Source organism: Sphaerotilus sulfidivorans (assembly GCF_013426975.1).
GTDB lineage: Bacteria > Pseudomonadota > Gammaproteobacteria > Burkholderiales > Burkholderiaceae_C > Sphaerotilus > Sphaerotilus sulfidivorans.
Window position 1 is genome coordinate 63,984 of record NZ_JACCPY010000018.1, and the last position, 14,948, is coordinate 78,931.

Here is a 14,948-nt window from a genome sequence, read left to right on the forward strand (position 1 = left end):
GGACATCAGCAGCAGGAAGCGCCCCGCCGCAGCAGGCCGTCATGACGGCCGAAGAGCAGCGACAGCACATAGATCACCCCGGCGACCAGCACGATGGCCGGCCCCGAAGGCAGGTCGGCGTGAAAGGACAGCAGCAGTCCGATCCAGCCCGAGAACATCGCGATCAGCGCCGCCAGCAAGGCCAGCGGCGCCAGGTCGCGCACCCAGAAACGTGCGGCGATGGCCGGCACCATCATCAGGCCGACCGCCATCAGCGTGCCCATGGCCTGGAAGCCGCCGACCAGATTGGCCACCGTCAGCACCAGCAGCACACCGTGGCTGAGCGCACCGGGCCCGCCCACCGAGGCCAGAAAGCCGGCATCGAAGCTCTCGACCACCAGCGGCCGGTACAGCAGCGCCAGCAGCATCAGCGTCACGCTGGCGATCGAGGCCACCAGCAGCAGCGCCGCGTCATCGACCGCCAGCACGCTGCCGAACAGCACATGGATCAGATCGACGCTGCTGCCGCGCATCGAGATCAGCAGCACGCCCAGCGCCAGCGCAATCAGGTAGAAGGCGGCGAAGCTGGCGTCCTCGCGCTGGTGGGTGTGGCGGGTGACCGCGCCGGCCAGCAGCGCCACCGCCAGCGCGGCCACGAAGCCGCCCAGCCCCATCGCGGTGACCGACAGGCCGGCGATCATGTAGCCGACCGCTGCGCCGGGCAGCAGCGCATGGGCCATCGCGTCGCCCAGCAGGCTCATGCGGCGCAGCACCAGCAGGCAGCCCAGCGGCGCGGCGCCCATCGACAGCGCCACCACCGCCACCAGCGCGCGGCGCATGAAACCGAACTCGGCGAAGGGAGAGAACAGCAGGTCCTGCAGCGCCTGCAGCGCGCCGGCACCCTCGCTCATGCAGCGCAGGCGCCGAGCAGCTCGGCCGTGGCACCCCAGGCCCAGCGGCGCCGGCCGTCGAGCTGCAGCATCCGGTCGAAATGGGCCTGCACCTGGGCCTGGTCATGCAGCACCGCGACCACCGCCCGGCCCTGGTCGCGCCAGTCGCGCATCAGCGCCAGCAGGTCGGCGGTGGTGGCCTCGTCGACCGCGTTGAACGGCTCGTCGAGCAGGATCAGGTCGGCATCCTGCAGCAGCAGCCGCGCGAACAGCACCCGCTGGAACTGGCCGACCGACAGATCGGAGATCGGCCGCTGCGCGCAGCCGAGCAGCCCGACGGTGGCCAGCGCCTCGTCGACCTCGCGGCGCAGTCCGCCGCCCAGTGCCTTCCACAGGCCGATGCGCGACCAGGCGCCCAGCGCGACCACATCGCCGACGCGGATCGGGAACTGCCGGTCCAGCACCGACTGCTGCGGCAGGTGCGCCACCCGCAGTCCGGCCGCACGCTCCAGGCGCCCGGCCACCGGCGCCAGCCGCCCGGCCAGCGCCTCGACCAGCGTGCTCTTGCCGGCCCCGTTCGGGCCGGTCACCGCGGTCAGCGTGCCGCGCTCGAAGTTGCCCGACAGCGCCGAGACCACCTCGCGGCCGCCTCGCGCGAGCGTCAGCCGATCCAGCCTCAGCAGCACGCCGTCCGCCGGCACCGGAGCGCTCACATCAGCGCCCAGTCCACCGCCAGCCACAGCAGCAGCACCAGCACGGCCGCCCCTGCGCAGCGGCTCAGCGCCGAGGCCATCAGCATCGCCGGCTCCCGCGGGCATGTGCAGCCGGGTCAGCGGCAGGGCGAGGTTCATCAGCGTGGACAGCATCGTGGCAATCGTGGGAATCGGCGCCGGGGGCGCAGTCGACGCACAGGCCGTGCAGCGTCAGGTCATGGCGCGCGACCCGGAAACCGGGCGGGGCCAGATCGTCCATCGTGCCCGGGCAGGCATGAATCGGAAAGACGCGGCGGCAGGCGGTGCAGTGGAAATGATGGTGGTGGTGATCGCGAGCGTCGTGGCCATGCTCGCCGGCATGGCGGCTGCGGACGCAGACCGCCTCGTAGCGAGCGGACTGGCCCGGCAGATCGACCTTCAGCACCTCGCCGGCCTCGAGCAGCGCGGCGAGCTGGCGGTAGACGGTCGAGAGGTTCAGCGTCGGCACGCTGCGCTGGCCCAGCGCGCACAGCTCGGCCGGCGAGAGCGCGCGGGCGCTGTCGCGCAGCGCCTGCATCAGCGCATCGCGCTGGCGGGTCTGGCGTTCGCGGCCGGCAGAGGACAGGGCAGGCATGAGTCGGATGCTAATGCAAAAGCATTTGCAACAACAGCCAGGCACAAAAAAACCCCGGAGCCCGGATCAGGCTTCGGGGTTCTTCGCAGCGGAGAGATCTGCGGGCCCGAAGGCCCGGTTCAGTCTCAGACCTGCGGCGGCACCTCGCCACCGGCGGCTTCGGCATCGACCGCAGCCAGCGCTTCCTGCGCCTCCTGCAGCGCGATCGCACGGCGCTCGTTCTCGTCCATCTCGTCCTTGGCCTTGCGGGCCTGGTGGTAGGCGAGACCGGTACCAGCCGGGATCAGGCGGCCGACGATGACGTTCTCCTTCAGGCCGCGCAGCTCGTCGCGCTTGCCCATGATCGCCGCCTCGGTCAGCACCCGGGTGGTTTCCTGGAAGGAAGCGGCCGAGATGAACGAGTCGGTGGAGAGCGACGCCTTCGTGATGCCCAGCAGCACGTCGGAGTAGGTCGCCGGCAGCTTGCCCTGCCTGCGCATCTCGTCATTGGTGCCGAACAGCTCCGAGCGCTCGACCTGCTCGCCGACGATGTAGTGCGTGTCGCCCGAGTTCGTGATCTGCACGCGACGCAGCATCTGGCGAACGATCACCTCGATGTGCTTGTCGTTGATCTTCACGCCCTGCAGACGGTAGACGTCCTGCACTTCGTCGACGATGTAGCGCGCCAGTTCCTCGACGCCCAGCAGACGCAGGATGTCCTGCGGATCGGCCGGACCGTCGACGATCGACTCGCCCTTGTTGACCACCTGGCCTTCGTGCACCAGGATGTTCTTTTCCTTCGGCACGAGTTCTTCGTAGACGCGGCCTTCCGGATCGGTGATCTGCAGGCGCACCTTGCCCTTGGTCTCCTTGCCGAAGGACACCGTGCCGGTGATCTCGGCCAGGATGCCCTTGTCCTTGGGCGAACGGGCTTCGAAGAGCTCGGCCACACGCGGCAGACCGCCGGTGATGTCGCGGGTCTTCTGGCCTTCGACCGGGATGCGCGCCAGCACTTCGCCGGGCATCACGTCCTGGCCGTCGCGGACCTGGATCAGCGCGCCAATGGGGAAGCCGATCGTCACCGAGTGGTCGGTGCCGGGGATCTTCACTTCCTGGCCGGCGAAGTCCAGCAGCTTGACCTGCGGGCGCACCACCTTGGCCGAGCCGCGGCGCTTCGGGTCGATGACCACCAGCGTCGACAGACCGGTCACCTCGTCCACCTGCTTGGCCACGGTCACGCCTTCCTCGACGTTCTCGAAGCGCATCTTGCCGGCGAACTCGGTGATGATCGGACGGGTCAGCGGATCCCAGTTGCCCAGGATGGTGCCGGCCTTGATCGTCTGATCGGCCTTGATGTTCAGCGTGGCGCCGTACGGCACCTTGTGGCGCTCGCGCTCGCGGCCGTGCGGGTCGGAAATGACGATTTCGCCCGAACGCGAGATCACCACCAGCTCGCCCTTGGCGTTGGTCACATAGCGCATCGTGCTGTTGAAGCCGATGATGCCCTCGGACTTGGCCTCGACGCTCGAGGCGACCGCCGCACGCGACGCCGCGCCACCGATGTGGAAGGTCCGCATCGTCAGCTGGGTGCCCGGCTCGCCGATCGACTGCGCCGCGATGACGCCGATGGCCTCGCCCTGGTTGACCAGGCCGCCGCGGCCGAGGTCGCGGCCGTAGCACTTGGCGCAGATGCCGAAGCGGGTGTCGCAGGTCAGCGAGGTGCGGACCTTGACTTCGTCGGCGCCGGCAGCCTCGAGCACGTCCATCGCGTCCTCGTCGAGCATGGTGCCCTTCGTGACCAGGACTTCCTGGGTCTCGGGGTGCAGCACGTCGACGGCGGTCACGCGGCCGAGGATGCGGTCGCGCAGCGATTCGATCACCTCACCGCCTTCGACCAGCGCACGCATCGCCAGGCCGTTCTCGGTGCCGCAGTCGTCCTCGATGACCACCAGATCCTGGGTCACGTCGACCAGACGGCGGGTCAGGTAGCCCGAGTTCGCGGTCTTCAGCGCCGTGTCCGCCAGGCCCTTTCGGGCACCGTGGGTGGAGATGAAGTACTGCAGAACGTTCAGGCCTTCGCGGAAGTTCGCGGTGATCGGCGTCTCGATGATCGAGCCGTCCGGCTTGGCCATCAGGCCGCGCATGCCGGCGAGCTGGCGGATCTGGGCGGCGGAACCCCGCGCGCCCGAGTCGGCCATCATGTAGATGGAGTTGAACGACTCCTGGTCCACTTCCTTGCCGTGGCGGTCGATGGTCTTCTGCTTGGACAGCTGACTCATCATGACCTTGCCGACCTCGTCACCCGTCTTGCCCCAGATGTCGACGACCTTGTTGTAGCGCTCGCCCGCGGTCACCAGACCGGAGACGTACTGCTGCTCGATCTCCTTGACCTCGTTCTCGGCCTTCTCGATCAGCTCGTACTTCTGCTTCGGCACCAGCATGTCGTCGATGGCGATCGAGATGCCGGCGCGGGTCGCCAGACGGAAGCCGCTCTGCAGCAGCTTGTCCGCGAAGACCACCGTGTCCTTCAGACCGCACTTGCGGAACGAGGTGTTGATCAGGCGCGAGATCTCCTTCTTCTTCAGGGCCTTGTTCAGGTTGCTGAACGGCAGGCCGCGCGGAAGGATCTCGGAGAGCAGGGCGCGACCGACGGTGGTCGAGACCAGCTTGGTCTCGGGCACCCATTCGCCGGTGGTCTTGTCCTTGCTGTACTCGGTCAGGCGGACGTTGATCTTGGCGGTCAGCTCGACCACGCCGTTGTCCAGCGCGCGCAGCACTTCGCCGACATCGGAGAAGACCATGCCTTCGCCCTTGCCGTTGATGCGCTCGCGGGTCGCGTAGTACAGACCCAGCACCACGTCCTGCGACGGCACGATCGACGGCTCGCCCGAGGCCGGGAACAGCACGTTGTTCGACGCCAGCATCAGGGCGCGCGCTTCCATCTGCGCCTCGATCGACAGCGGCACGTGCACGGCCATCTGGTCACCGTCGAAGTCGGCGTTGAAGGCCGAGCAGACGAGCGGATGCAGCTGGATCGCCTTGCCTTCGATCAGCACCGGCTCGAAGGCCTGGATGCCCAGGCGGTGCAGCGTCGGCGCCCGGTTCAGCATGATCGGGTGTTCCTTGATGACTTCCTCAAGGATGTCCCAGACCACCGGCGTGCCCGATTCCACTTCCTTCTTCGCCTGCTTGATCGTGGAGGCGATGCCCATCGCTTCCAGACGGCTGAAGATGAAGGGCTTGAACAGCTCCAGCGCCATCAGCTTGGGCAGACCGCACTGGTGCAGCTTGAGCGTCGGGCCCACGGTGATGACCGAACGGCCCGAGTAGTCGACGCGCTTGCCCAGCAGGTTCTGGCGGAAGCGGCCCGACTTGCCCTTGATCATGTCGGCCAGGGACTTCAGCGCGCGCTTGTTCGCGCCGGTCATCGCCTTGCCGCGACGGCCGTTGTCCAGCAGGCTGTCGACCGCTTCCTGCAGCATGCGCTTTTCGTTGCGCACGATGATCTCCGGGGCCTTCAGCTCGAGCAGGCGAGCCAGACGGTTGTTCCGGTTGATGACGCGGCGGTACAGGTCGTTCAGGTCGGAGGTCGCGAAGCGGCCACCGTCCAGGGGCACGAGCGGACGCAGGTCCGGCGGCAGCACCGGCAGGACCTCCATGATCATCCAGTGCGGCTTGATGCCCGACTTCTTGAAGGCCTCCATCACCTTCAGGCGCTTGGAGTTCTTCTTGACCTTCAGCTCGGAGCCGGTCATGTCGCCGCGCAGGCGCTCGATCTCGACGTCGAGGTCCATCTCCTCGAGCAGCTGCTTGATGCCCTCGGCACCCATCAGCGCGACGAACTCGTCGCCGTACTCGCGGCGCTTCGCGTCGTAGTCGTCCTCGCTCATGATGCTGAACTTCTTCAGCGGGGTCATGCCGGGGTCGACGACCACGTAGGCTTCGAAGTACAGCACGCGCTCGATGTCGCGCAGCGTCATGTCGAGCACCAGGCCCAGACGGCTGGGAAGCGACTTCAGGAACCAGATGTGCGCGCAGGGGGCGGCCAGGTCGATGTGACCCATGCGGTCACGGCGGACCTTGGTCTGGGTGACTTCGACGCCGCACTTCTCGCAGATCACGCCGCGGTGCTTCAGGCGCTTGTACTTGCCGCACAGGCACTCGTAGTCCTTGATCGGGCCGAAGATCTTGGCGCAGAACAGGCCGTCACGCTCCGGCTTGAAGGTGCGGTAGTTGATCGTCTCGGGCTTCTTCACTTCGCCGAACGACCACGAGCGGATCTTCTCGGGCGAGGCCAGCCCGATGCGGATCGCGTCGAAGTGTTCGTCGGGCGTGAATTGCTTGAAAAGGTCGAGCAGTCCCTTCATGCATGTACTCCTTTAGTTGCGCTCGAGCTCGATGTCGATGCCGAGCGAACGGATTTCCTTGACCAGCACGTTGAACGATTCCGGCATGCCGGCGTCGATCGAGTGCTCGCCCTTGACGATGTTCTCGTAGACCTTGGTGCGGCCGTTCACGTCATCGGACTTCACGGTCAGCATTTCCTGCAGCACATAGGCTGCGCCATAGGCCTCGAGCGCCCACACTTCCATTTCACCGAAGCGCTGGCCGCCGAACTGCGCCTTGCCGCCCAGCGGCTGCTGGGTGACGAGCGAGTACGGACCGGTCGAGCGGGCGTGCATCTTGTCGTCGACCAGGTGGTGCAGCTTCAGCACATGCATGTAGCCGACGGTGGTCGGGCGCTCGAAGCGCTCGCCGGTGCGGCCGTCATGCAGGTAGGCCTGGGTGCGGGTCGGGGTCAGGCCCTTCTTCGCCGCCAGATCATCCGGGTAGGCCAGCTTGAGCATGCCGCGGATTTCCTCTTCCTTCGCGCCGTCGAAGACGGGGGTCGCGAACGGCACGCCGTTGGAGAGGTTGCGCGCCATCGACACGACCTCGTCGTCCGACAGCTGCTCGAGTTCGACCGGACGGCCACCGTTCTGGTTGTAGATCTGGTCGAGGAACTGACGCAGCTCGACCACCGCGGCCTCCTGCTGCAGCAGGTCGCCGATGCGCTGGCCCAGGCCCTTGCCGGCCCAGCCCAGATGCACTTCCAGCACCTGACCGACGTTCATCCGCGAGGGCACGCCCAGCGGGTTGAGCACGATGTCGGCAGGCGTGCCGTCGGCCATGTAGGGCATGTCCTCGATCGGAACGATCTTCGACACCACACCCTTGTTGCCGTGACGGCCGGCCATCTTGTCGCCAGGCTGCAGGCGGCGCTTGACGGCCAGGTAGACCTTGACCATCTTCAGCACGCCGGCGGGCAGCTCGTCGCCCTGCGTGAGCTTCTTGCGCTTCTCTTCGAACATCAGGTCGAAGCTGTGGCGCGTCTGCTCCAGCGAGTTCTTGATCGACTCGAGCTGGTTGGCGACCTCGTCCTCGGCCGGACGGATGTCGAACCAGTGGTACTTCTCGACATCGGTCAGGTAGGCCTTGTCGATGACCGTGCCCTTGACGATTTTGCGCGGGCCGCCGTTGGCGACGCGGCCGGTCAGCAGCTTCTCGATCCGCGCGAAGGCGTCGGCCTCGACGATGCGCAGCTGGTCGTTCAGGTCCAGGCGGAAGCGCTTCAGTTCATCGTCGATGATCTGCTGGGCGCGCTTGTCGCGCTGGATGCCTTCACGGGTGAAGACCTGCACGTCGATGACGGTGCCGGAGGTGCCCTGGTCGACGCGCAGCGAGGTGTCCTTCACGTCGGACGCCTTCTCGCCGAAGATCGCGCGCAGCAGCTTCTCTTCCGGGGTCAGCGTGGTCTCGCCCTTCGGCGTGACCTTGCCCACCAGCACGTCGCCGGGGCTGACCTCGGCGCCGATGTAGACGATGCCCGACTCGTCCAGGCGCGAGAGCTGCTGCTCGGACAGGTTCGGGATGTCGCGGGTGATGTCCTCGGGGCCCAGCTTGGTGTCGCGGGCCATGACCACCAGCTCCTCGATGTGGATCGAGGTGTAGCGGTCCTCGGCGACCACGCGCTCCGAGATCAGGATCGAGTCCTCGAAGTTGTAGCCGTTCCAGGGCATGAACGCGACGAGCATGTTCTGGCCCAGCGCGAGTTCGCCCAGGTCGGTCGATGCGCCGTCGGCGATCACGTCACCGCAGCCCACCACGTCGCCGCGATTGACGATCGCACGCTGGTGGATGTTGGTGTTCTGGTTGGAACGGTGGTACTTGATCAGGTTGTAGATGTCGACGCCGACCTCGCCCGCGACCGTCTCGGCGTCGTTGACGCGGATGACGATGCGGTTGGTGTCGACATAGTCCACCACGCCACCGCGGCGGGCGGTCACGACGGTGCCCGAGTCGACCGCGGCGACGCGCTCGACGCCGGTGCCCACCAGCGCCTTCTCGGGGCGCAGGGTCGGGACAGCCTGACGCTGCATGTTGGCGCCCATCAGCGCGCGGTTCGCGTCATCGTGCTCCAGGAAGGGCACCAGCGAGGCCGCGACCGAGACGATCTGCGTCGGCGCCACGTCCATGTACTGGACGCGCTCCGGCGAGACGAACATCGATTCGCCCTTCTCGCGCGCCGAGACCAGCTCGTCGGACAGGCGGTTGTTCTCGTCCAGGCTCGCGTTGGCCTGGGCGATGACGTACTTGCCTTCCTCGATCGCCGACAGGTAGTCGATCTGGGTGGTGGCGATGCCGTCCTTCACCCGGCGGTACGGCGTCTCCAGGAAGCCGTACTCGTTCAGGCGTGCGAACAGCGCCAGCGAGTTGATCAGACCGATGTTCGGACCTTCCGGGGTCTCGATCGGGCAGACGCGGCCGTAGTGGGTGACGTGAACGTCGCGCACCTCGAAGCCGGCGCGCTCGCGGGTCAGACCGCCCGGGCCCAGGGCCGAGACACGACGCTTGTGCGTGATCTCGGACAGCGGGTTGGTCTGGTCCATGAACTGCGACAGCTGCGACGCACCGAAGAACTCCTTCAGCGCCGCGGAGATCGGCTTGGAGTTGATCAGGTCGTGCGGCATCAGGGCTTCGGTCTCGGCCTGGCCCAGACGCTCCTTGACGGCCTTCTCGATGCGAGCCAGACCCGAGCGGTACTGGTTCTCGGCCAGCTCGCCCACGCAGCGCACGCGACGGTTGCCCAGGTGGTCGATGTCGTCGACCTCGCCATTGCCGTTGCGCAGGTTCACCAGGATCTTGACCACGTCGAGGATGTCCTCGTTGGTCAGGGTCATCGGGCCTTCCGAGACGCCACGGTCGACGCGCGCATTGAACTTCATGCGGCCGACGCGCGACAGGTCGTAGGTGTCGGCCGAGTAGAACAGGCGGTGGAACAGCGCCTCGACGGCGTCTTCCGTCGGCGGCTCGCCGGGGCGCATCATGCGGTAGATGGCCACGCGCGCGGCGAACTGGTCGGCCGTCTCGTCGTTGGCCAGCGTCTGGCTGATGTACGGACCTTGGCTCAGTTCGTTGGTGAACAGGCACTGCAGGTCACGGATGCCGGCCGAGCGCAGCTTCTTCAGCAGCGACTCGGTGATCTCGTCGTTGGCCTTGGCCACGATCTCGCCGGTGTCCGGGTCGACCATGTTGCGCGCGACGATGCGGCCCACCAGGAAGTCTTCCGGCACGCTGATGAACTGCGTCTGCGACGCGTCGATCTGGCGGATGTGCTTGGCGGTGATGCGCTTGTCCTTCTCGACCACCACCACGCCGTTCTTGTCGGTGATGTCGAAGCGCGCGACCTCGCCCTTCAGGCGCTCGGCCACGAATTCCAGCTGCGCGCCGGAATCCATCAGGCGGAAATTGTCGAACTTGAAGAAGTTCGCCAGGATCTGCTCAGGGTTCAGGCCGATTGCCTTGAGCAGGATGGTCACCGGCATCTTGCGACGGCGGTCGACGCGGAAATAGAGGATGTCCTTCGGATCGAACTCGAAGTCCAGCCACGAGCCGCGGTACGGAATGATCCGCGCCGAGAACAGCAGCTTGCCCGACGAGTGGGTCTTGCCCTTGTCGTGCTCGAAGAACACGCCGGGAGAGCGGTGCAGCTGCGAGACGATCACGCGCTCGGTGCCGTTGACGATGAAGGAGCCGTAGTCGGTCATCAGGGGCACTTCGCCCATGTAGACCTCCTGCTCCTTGATCTCCTTGACCACCTTGGACTGCGAGGTCGAGGCCTCACGGTCATAGATGATCATCTGCAGACGAGCACGCACCGCCGCGGCGAAGGTCAGACCCCGCTGCTGGCACTCGCGCACATCGAACGGAGGCTTGGCGATGTTGAACTCGAGGAACTTCATCTCCACGAACCCGTTGTGCGAAACAATCGGGAACGCGGACAGGAAGGCCGCCTGCAGGCCTTCCGGCTTGCGCTTCTGCGGGGGGACATCCTTCTGCAGGAAAGCGACGTAGCTGTCCTTCTGCATCGTCAGCAGATAGGGAACGTTCAGCACGCTCGCGCGCTTGCCGAAGCTCTTGCGGATCCGCTTGCGCTCGGTGTAGCTGTAGGGGGTTGCTTGCGCCATCAATCACTCCGTGTCGAAGGCCGCCGCCGGGCCAGGGCGGTCGGCTCGTTCGGCCGAAAATCGGGACGACTGGCACCAGGCCTTGCGCCTGAAGCTTGGTGGCTGGCCACTACCAGCCGCTGGCGGACAACCGGAGCGTTGCACTCCGGCCCGACCAAACCTGTTCTCCGCAGTCGGGTCAGAGAACACTTGAAAAAGCCTTCCAGGGTAACGCGGAAGACGCTTTCAGGTGTCGACTGTCCGAAAAGACCCTGAGTCGAGAAAAATCAAGCACAAAAAGGCTGGCCCTTGCCGGACCAGCCTTCTCGGCGATTCGGAATGCGCGTGAAGCGCACGCCGGATTACTTCAGCTCGGCCTTGGCGCCGGCTTCGACCAGCTTCTTGACAGCGGCTTCGGCGTCGGCCTTGGCAATGCCTTCCTTGACGTTCTTCGGGGCACCATCGACCAGGTCCTTGGCTTCCTTCAGGCCCAGACCGGTCAGTTCGCGCACGGCCTTGATGACGGACACCTTGTTGGCGCCGGCTTCCAGCAGGACGACGTTGAACTCGGTCTTCTCTTCAGCGGCCGGGGCAGCGGCGCCACCGGCAGCGCCGCCGCCGGCGACGGCGACAGCAGCGGCGGACACGCCGAACTTCTCTTCAACGGCCTTGACCAGGTCGTTCAGTTCCAGGACGGTCATCGTGTCCAGGGCAGCCAGGAAAGCGTCTTTGTCGAATGCCATGATGGGCTCCTAATACTTGAATGCAGTGAATGCGAGAGAACAGATCGTCGGGAATCAGGCGGCAGCTTCGGCAGCCGGCGCTTCGGCGCCGCCGCCCTTCTGCTTGGCCACTTCCGCGATGACGCGAGCCAGACCGGAGATCGGCGTCTGCAGCAGACCCAGCAGCTGGGCCAGCAGGACTTCCTTGCTCGGGACGTTGGCCAGGGCCTTGACTTCATTGGCGTCAAGGGCCTTGCCACCGTAGGCGCCACCCTTGATGACCAGCTTGTCGTTGGTCTTCGAGAAGTCGGCGACCACCTTGGCGGCGGCGACGGCGTCTTCGGAGAAGCCGTAGATCAGCGGACCGACGAACTGGGCTTCGGCCGCCTCGAACGGGGTGCCTGCGACAGCACGGCGAGCCAGCGTGTTCTTCAGGACATGAAGATACACACCCTTCTCGCGCGCCTGCTTGCGCAGTGCATCCGTCTGGGCGACGGTCAGGCCACGGTACTCGGCCAGCACGAGCGTCTGGGACTTGCCGGCTTGCGCGGACACTTCCTCGACAACGGCTGCTTTCTCGTTGCGATTGAGACTCAAGGTCTACTCCTTCAAACGCGACCCTCGGGCAGGCCCTCGGATCGCACCTCATTGCAGCGACCTGGCCGTTCAGGAGCCCGGCACCGCCACAAGGGCGACGACGGACGGAACTTCACGGCGGGTACGCCATCTGCGCTGGCCGACGACCGGGACGGATCCCGGGCGCCGATTAAGCGGCGAAGCGCCAGCGGTCTTGGATGACCTGCACCGCATCGCTGCGGTGCAGCCCACCAAATTCAGGACAGCGATGCCACCAGACTCGCGACATCACCGGAGGCCGCGAAGGGCCCCTGGAATCCTCTTCGGCCGATCAGGCCGCGGCGGCGGCGTTGATGCTGCCGACGTCGACGCGGACACCCACGCCCATGGTCGACGACACCGCGACCTTGCGCAGGTAGACGCCCTTGCTCGAGGCCGGCTTGGCCTTGTTCAGGGCTTCCAGCAGCGCCTGCAGGTTGCCGCGCAGCTTCTCGTTGTCGAACGAGCGACGGCCGATCGTGCCGTGGATGATGCCGGCCTTGTCGACGCGGAACTGGACCTGGCCAGCCTTGGCGTTCTTGACGGCGGTGGCGACGTCCGGGGTCACGGTGCCGACCTTCGGGTTCGGCATCAGGCCGCGCGGGCCCAGGATCTGGCCCAGCTGACCGACCACGCGCATCGCGTCCGGCGAGGCGATGACCACGTCGAAGTTGATGTTGCCGGCCTTGACCTCGGCGGCCAGGTCGTCCATGCCGACCACGTCAGCGCCGGCAGCCTTGGCTTCCTCGGCCTTGGCGCCTTGCGTGAACACGGCGACGCGCTTGGTCTTGCCGATGCCGTTGGGCATCACGACCGCGCCACGCACGACCTGGTCCGACTTCTTCGCATCCACGCCCAGCTGGACGGACACGTCGATGGACTCGTCGAACTTGGCGGTTGCGCACTCCTTCAGGAGGGCCAGCGCGTCATCGATGACGTACAGCTTGGTCGTCTCGACCTTGCCTTGCAGTGCCTTCTGGCGCTTCGTCAGCTTTGCCATGATCAGAGCCCTTCCACGTTGATGCCCATCGAGCGGGCCGAGCCGGCGATGGTCTTGACTGCGGCGTCCAGGTTGGCGGCCGTCAGATCCTTGACCTTGATCTTCGCGATCTCTTCGAGCTGCGCACGGGTCAGCTTGCCGACCTTCTCGACGTGCGGGCGCGACGAGCCACGCTCGATCTTCGCGGCCTTCTTCAGCAGCGCCGTTGCCGGCGGGCTCTTGATGATGAAGGTGAAGGACTTGTCGGCGAAGGCGGTGATCACCACCGGCAGCTTCATGCCCGGCTCGAAGCCCTGCTGGGTCTGCGCGTTGAACGCCTTGCAGAACTCCATGATGTTCAGACCACGCTGACCGAGCGCGGGACCGATCGGGGGCGAAGGATTGGCCTTGCCCGCCGGAACTTGCAGCTTGATGAAGCCGACGATCTTCTTTGCCATGATGGCTCCTCGAGTTCTAGCGCCCGCCTCGCGGCAGGCTCCTCGTCACTGGATGAAGCGGAAGGTGCTGATGCGCCTGTCCGCAACGGATGAGTCCGGACCTTTCGGCCTCAGACCTTCTCGACCTGATGGAAGTCGAGTTCCACAGGCGTCGCACGACCGAAGATCGTGACCGACACCCGCAGCTTGTTCTTGTCGTAGTTGACTTCCTCGATGACGCCGTTGAAGTCGGTGAACGGACCGTCCTTCACGCGCACCACCTCGCCCACTTCCCATTCGACCTTGGGCCGCGGCTTCTCGATGCCTTCCTGCATCTGGCTGACGATCTTCATGACCTCGTCTTCCGAGATGGGCACCGGGCGGTTCTTGGCGCCACCGACGAAGCCGGTGACCTTGCTGGTGTTCTTGACCAGATGCCAGGACTCGTCGTCCATGACCATCTCGACCAGCACATAACCGGGGAAGAAGCGGCGCTCGGTCACGGCTTTCTTGCCGTTGCGCATCTCGACCACTTCCTCGGTCGGAACCAGGATGCGGCCGAACTTGGCTTGCATGCCCGAACGCTCGATGCGTTCGCGCAGGTTGCGCTCCACTGCCTTTTCCATGCCGGAGTAGGCGTGGACCACATACCAGCGCATCGGCGTGGCAGCGGGGGAAGTCGTGATGTCGCTCATCTTGTCAGTCACCTTGCTCGTTACCGCGTCGTGCCGGAATTCAGCGCTTCCAGCCCAGGATCAGGTCGTACAGCACCCATTCCAGGGTCTTGTCGGTGAACCACAGGAAAAGCGCCATCACCACGACGAAGGCGAAGACATAACCGGTCATCTGGCCCGCTTCCTTGCGGGTCGGCCAGACCACCTTCTGGAATTCGCGCACCGACTCGCGCCCGTAGGCGGTCAGTGCCTTGCCCTGCTCGGACGTGAAGAACACCGCCACCGCCCCGCCCAGCAAGACCAGCAGCGCGGCCCACTGCGCCAGCGCACCCTGGGCCGCCAGCAGATAGAAGGCCACCAGACCGCCCAGCAGCAGCAGCGCCGCAGCGATCAGCCGAGACTTGTCGGCCTGGGTGATCACGGTTTCGACTTGGGGAGTGGTCATCAGTTTCACTTTGCCCTCGATCGAAACCGATCGGGACCCATGAGCAGGAAAGCCCGCCGGGGCGTCTATGCGTCCCGCGGGCTGGAAGTCAGGCTTGGTGTGCCGTCTGCCGTTCAGCTTCTGGCGGTGGCAGGGGCAGAGGGAATCGAACCCCCAACCTTCGGTTTTGGAGACCGACGCTCTGCCAATTGAGCTATACCCCTGCAGCCTGACTCAGTCTTAGGCGATGATCTTGGCAACCACGCCGGCGCCGACGGTGCGGCCGCCTTCGCGGATGGCGAAGCGCAGACCTTCTTCCATGGCGATCGGGGCGATCAGCTTGACTTCGATCGACACGTTGTCACCCGGCATGACCATTTCCTTGCCTTCCGGCAGCTGGATGGCGCCGGTGACGTCGGTGGTGCGGAAGTAGAACT

At 65.8% G+C, this 14,948-nt stretch carries 12 protein-coding genes and 1 tRNA gene; all 13 read right to left on the reverse strand.

Going from position 1 to position 14,948, the window contains the following annotated elements; all coding sequences use genetic code 11:
• Positions 1 to 5: 5 nt before the first annotated feature.
• Entirely contained in the window at positions 6 to 890 is an 885-nt protein-coding gene (locus HZU84_RS12175) for a metal ABC transporter permease (RefSeq protein ID WP_149502235.1), read from the reverse strand.
• Positions 887 to 1,582 carry a metal ABC transporter ATP-binding protein gene (locus tag HZU84_RS12180; protein ID WP_244954384.1) on the reverse strand — a complete coding sequence of 232 codons (696 nt, stop codon included), beginning with the start codon at positions 1,580 to 1,582 and terminating at the stop codon, positions 887 to 889. Before HZU84_RS12180 ends, HZU84_RS12175 begins: the two co-directional genes overlap by 4 nt.
• A 79-nt stretch (positions 1,583 to 1,661) precedes the next feature.
• A complete protein-coding gene (locus HZU84_RS12185) occupies positions 1,662 to 2,195 on the reverse strand; it encodes a Fur family transcriptional regulator (RefSeq protein ID WP_149502233.1) in 534 nt (177 codons plus the stop codon).
• Positions 2,196 to 2,320: 125 nt separating this feature from the next.
• Positions 2,321 to 6,541, reverse strand: a complete 4,221-nt coding sequence (gene rpoC / locus HZU84_RS12190) for a DNA-directed RNA polymerase subunit beta' (protein ID WP_149502231.1) — start codon at positions 6,539 to 6,541, stop codon at positions 2,321 to 2,323.
• A 12-nt stretch (positions 6,542 to 6,553) separates the two neighbouring features.
• Positions 6,554 to 10,681: a DNA-directed RNA polymerase subunit beta gene (rpoB, locus tag HZU84_RS12195; protein ID WP_149502229.1), complete on the reverse strand. Its 4,128-nt coding sequence runs from the start codon at positions 10,679 to 10,681 to the stop codon at positions 6,554 to 6,556.
• A 341-nt stretch (positions 10,682 to 11,022) separates the two neighbouring features.
• On the reverse strand, positions 11,023 to 11,403 hold the full coding sequence (gene rplL / locus HZU84_RS12200) for a 50S ribosomal protein L7/L12 (protein WP_037481639.1): 381 nt from the start codon (positions 11,401 to 11,403) through the stop codon (positions 11,023 to 11,025).
• 54 nt (positions 11,404 to 11,457) lie between these two features.
• Positions 11,458 to 11,979: a 50S ribosomal protein L10 gene (gene rplJ / locus HZU84_RS12205; RefSeq protein WP_149502227.1), complete on the reverse strand. Its 522-nt coding sequence runs from the start codon at positions 11,977 to 11,979 to the stop codon at positions 11,458 to 11,460.
• Positions 11,980 to 12,289: 310 nt separating this feature from the next.
• A complete protein-coding gene (gene rplA, locus HZU84_RS12210) occupies positions 12,290 to 12,997 on the reverse strand; it encodes a 50S ribosomal protein L1 (RefSeq protein WP_149502225.1) in 708 nt (235 codons plus the stop codon).
• Between the two features lie 2 nt (positions 12,998 to 12,999).
• Entirely contained in the window at positions 13,000 to 13,434 is a 435-nt protein-coding gene (rplK, locus tag HZU84_RS12215; protein WP_037481634.1) for a 50S ribosomal protein L11, read from the reverse strand.
• A 110-nt stretch (positions 13,435 to 13,544) separates the two neighbouring features.
• Entirely contained in the window at positions 13,545 to 14,108 is a 564-nt protein-coding gene (gene nusG, locus HZU84_RS12220) for a transcription termination/antitermination protein NusG (RefSeq protein ID WP_149502224.1), read from the reverse strand.
• A gap of 40 nt (positions 14,109 to 14,148) precedes the next feature.
• Complete coding sequence (gene secE, locus HZU84_RS12225; protein ID WP_149502221.1) at positions 14,149 to 14,532, reverse strand: preprotein translocase subunit SecE; 384 nt, start codon at positions 14,530 to 14,532, stop codon at positions 14,149 to 14,151.
• A 127-nt stretch (positions 14,533 to 14,659) separates the two neighbouring features.
• A tRNA-Trp gene (locus HZU84_RS12230) sits at positions 14,660 to 14,735 on the reverse strand.
• A gap of 16 nt (positions 14,736 to 14,751) precedes the next feature.
• On the reverse strand, positions 14,752 to 14,948 hold a 197-nt coding region (locus HZU84_RS12235), incomplete at its 5' end, for an EF-Tu C-terminal domain-related protein (protein ID WP_445683265.1).

Excerpts from the sequence above, each read along its gene's own strand:
- secE (WP_149502221.1), bottom strand. The coding sequence starts at position 14,532 with ATGACCACTCCCCAAGTCGAAACCGTGATCACCCAGGCCGACAAGTCT.
- rplK (WP_037481634.1), bottom strand. The coding sequence starts at position 13,434 with ATGGCAAAGAAGATCGTCGGCTTCATCAAGCTGCAAGTTCCGGCGGGC.
- HZU84_RS12185 (WP_149502233.1), bottom strand. The coding sequence starts at position 2,195 with ATGCCTGCCCTGTCCTCTGCCGGCCGCGAACGCCAGACCCGCCAGCGC.
- rpoB (WP_149502229.1), bottom strand. The coding sequence starts at position 10,681 with ATGGCGCAAGCAACCCCCTACAGCTACACCGAGCGCAAGCGGATCCGC.
- rplA (WP_149502225.1), bottom strand. The coding sequence starts at position 12,997 with ATGGCAAAGCTGACGAAGCGCCAGAAGGCACTGCAAGGCAAGGTCGAG.
- HZU84_RS12175 (WP_149502235.1), bottom strand. The coding sequence starts at position 890 with ATGAGCGAGGGTGCCGGCGCGCTGCAGGCGCTGCAGGACCTGCTGTTC.
- nusG (WP_149502224.1), bottom strand. The coding sequence starts at position 14,108 with ATGAGCGACATCACGACTTCCCCCGCTGCCACGCCGATGCGCTGGTAT.
- rpoC (WP_149502231.1), bottom strand. The coding sequence starts at position 6,541 with ATGAAGGGACTGCTCGACCTTTTCAAGCAATTCACGCCCGACGAACAC.
- rplL (WP_037481639.1), bottom strand. The coding sequence starts at position 11,403 with ATGGCATTCGACAAAGACGCTTTCCTGGCTGCCCTGGACACGATGACC.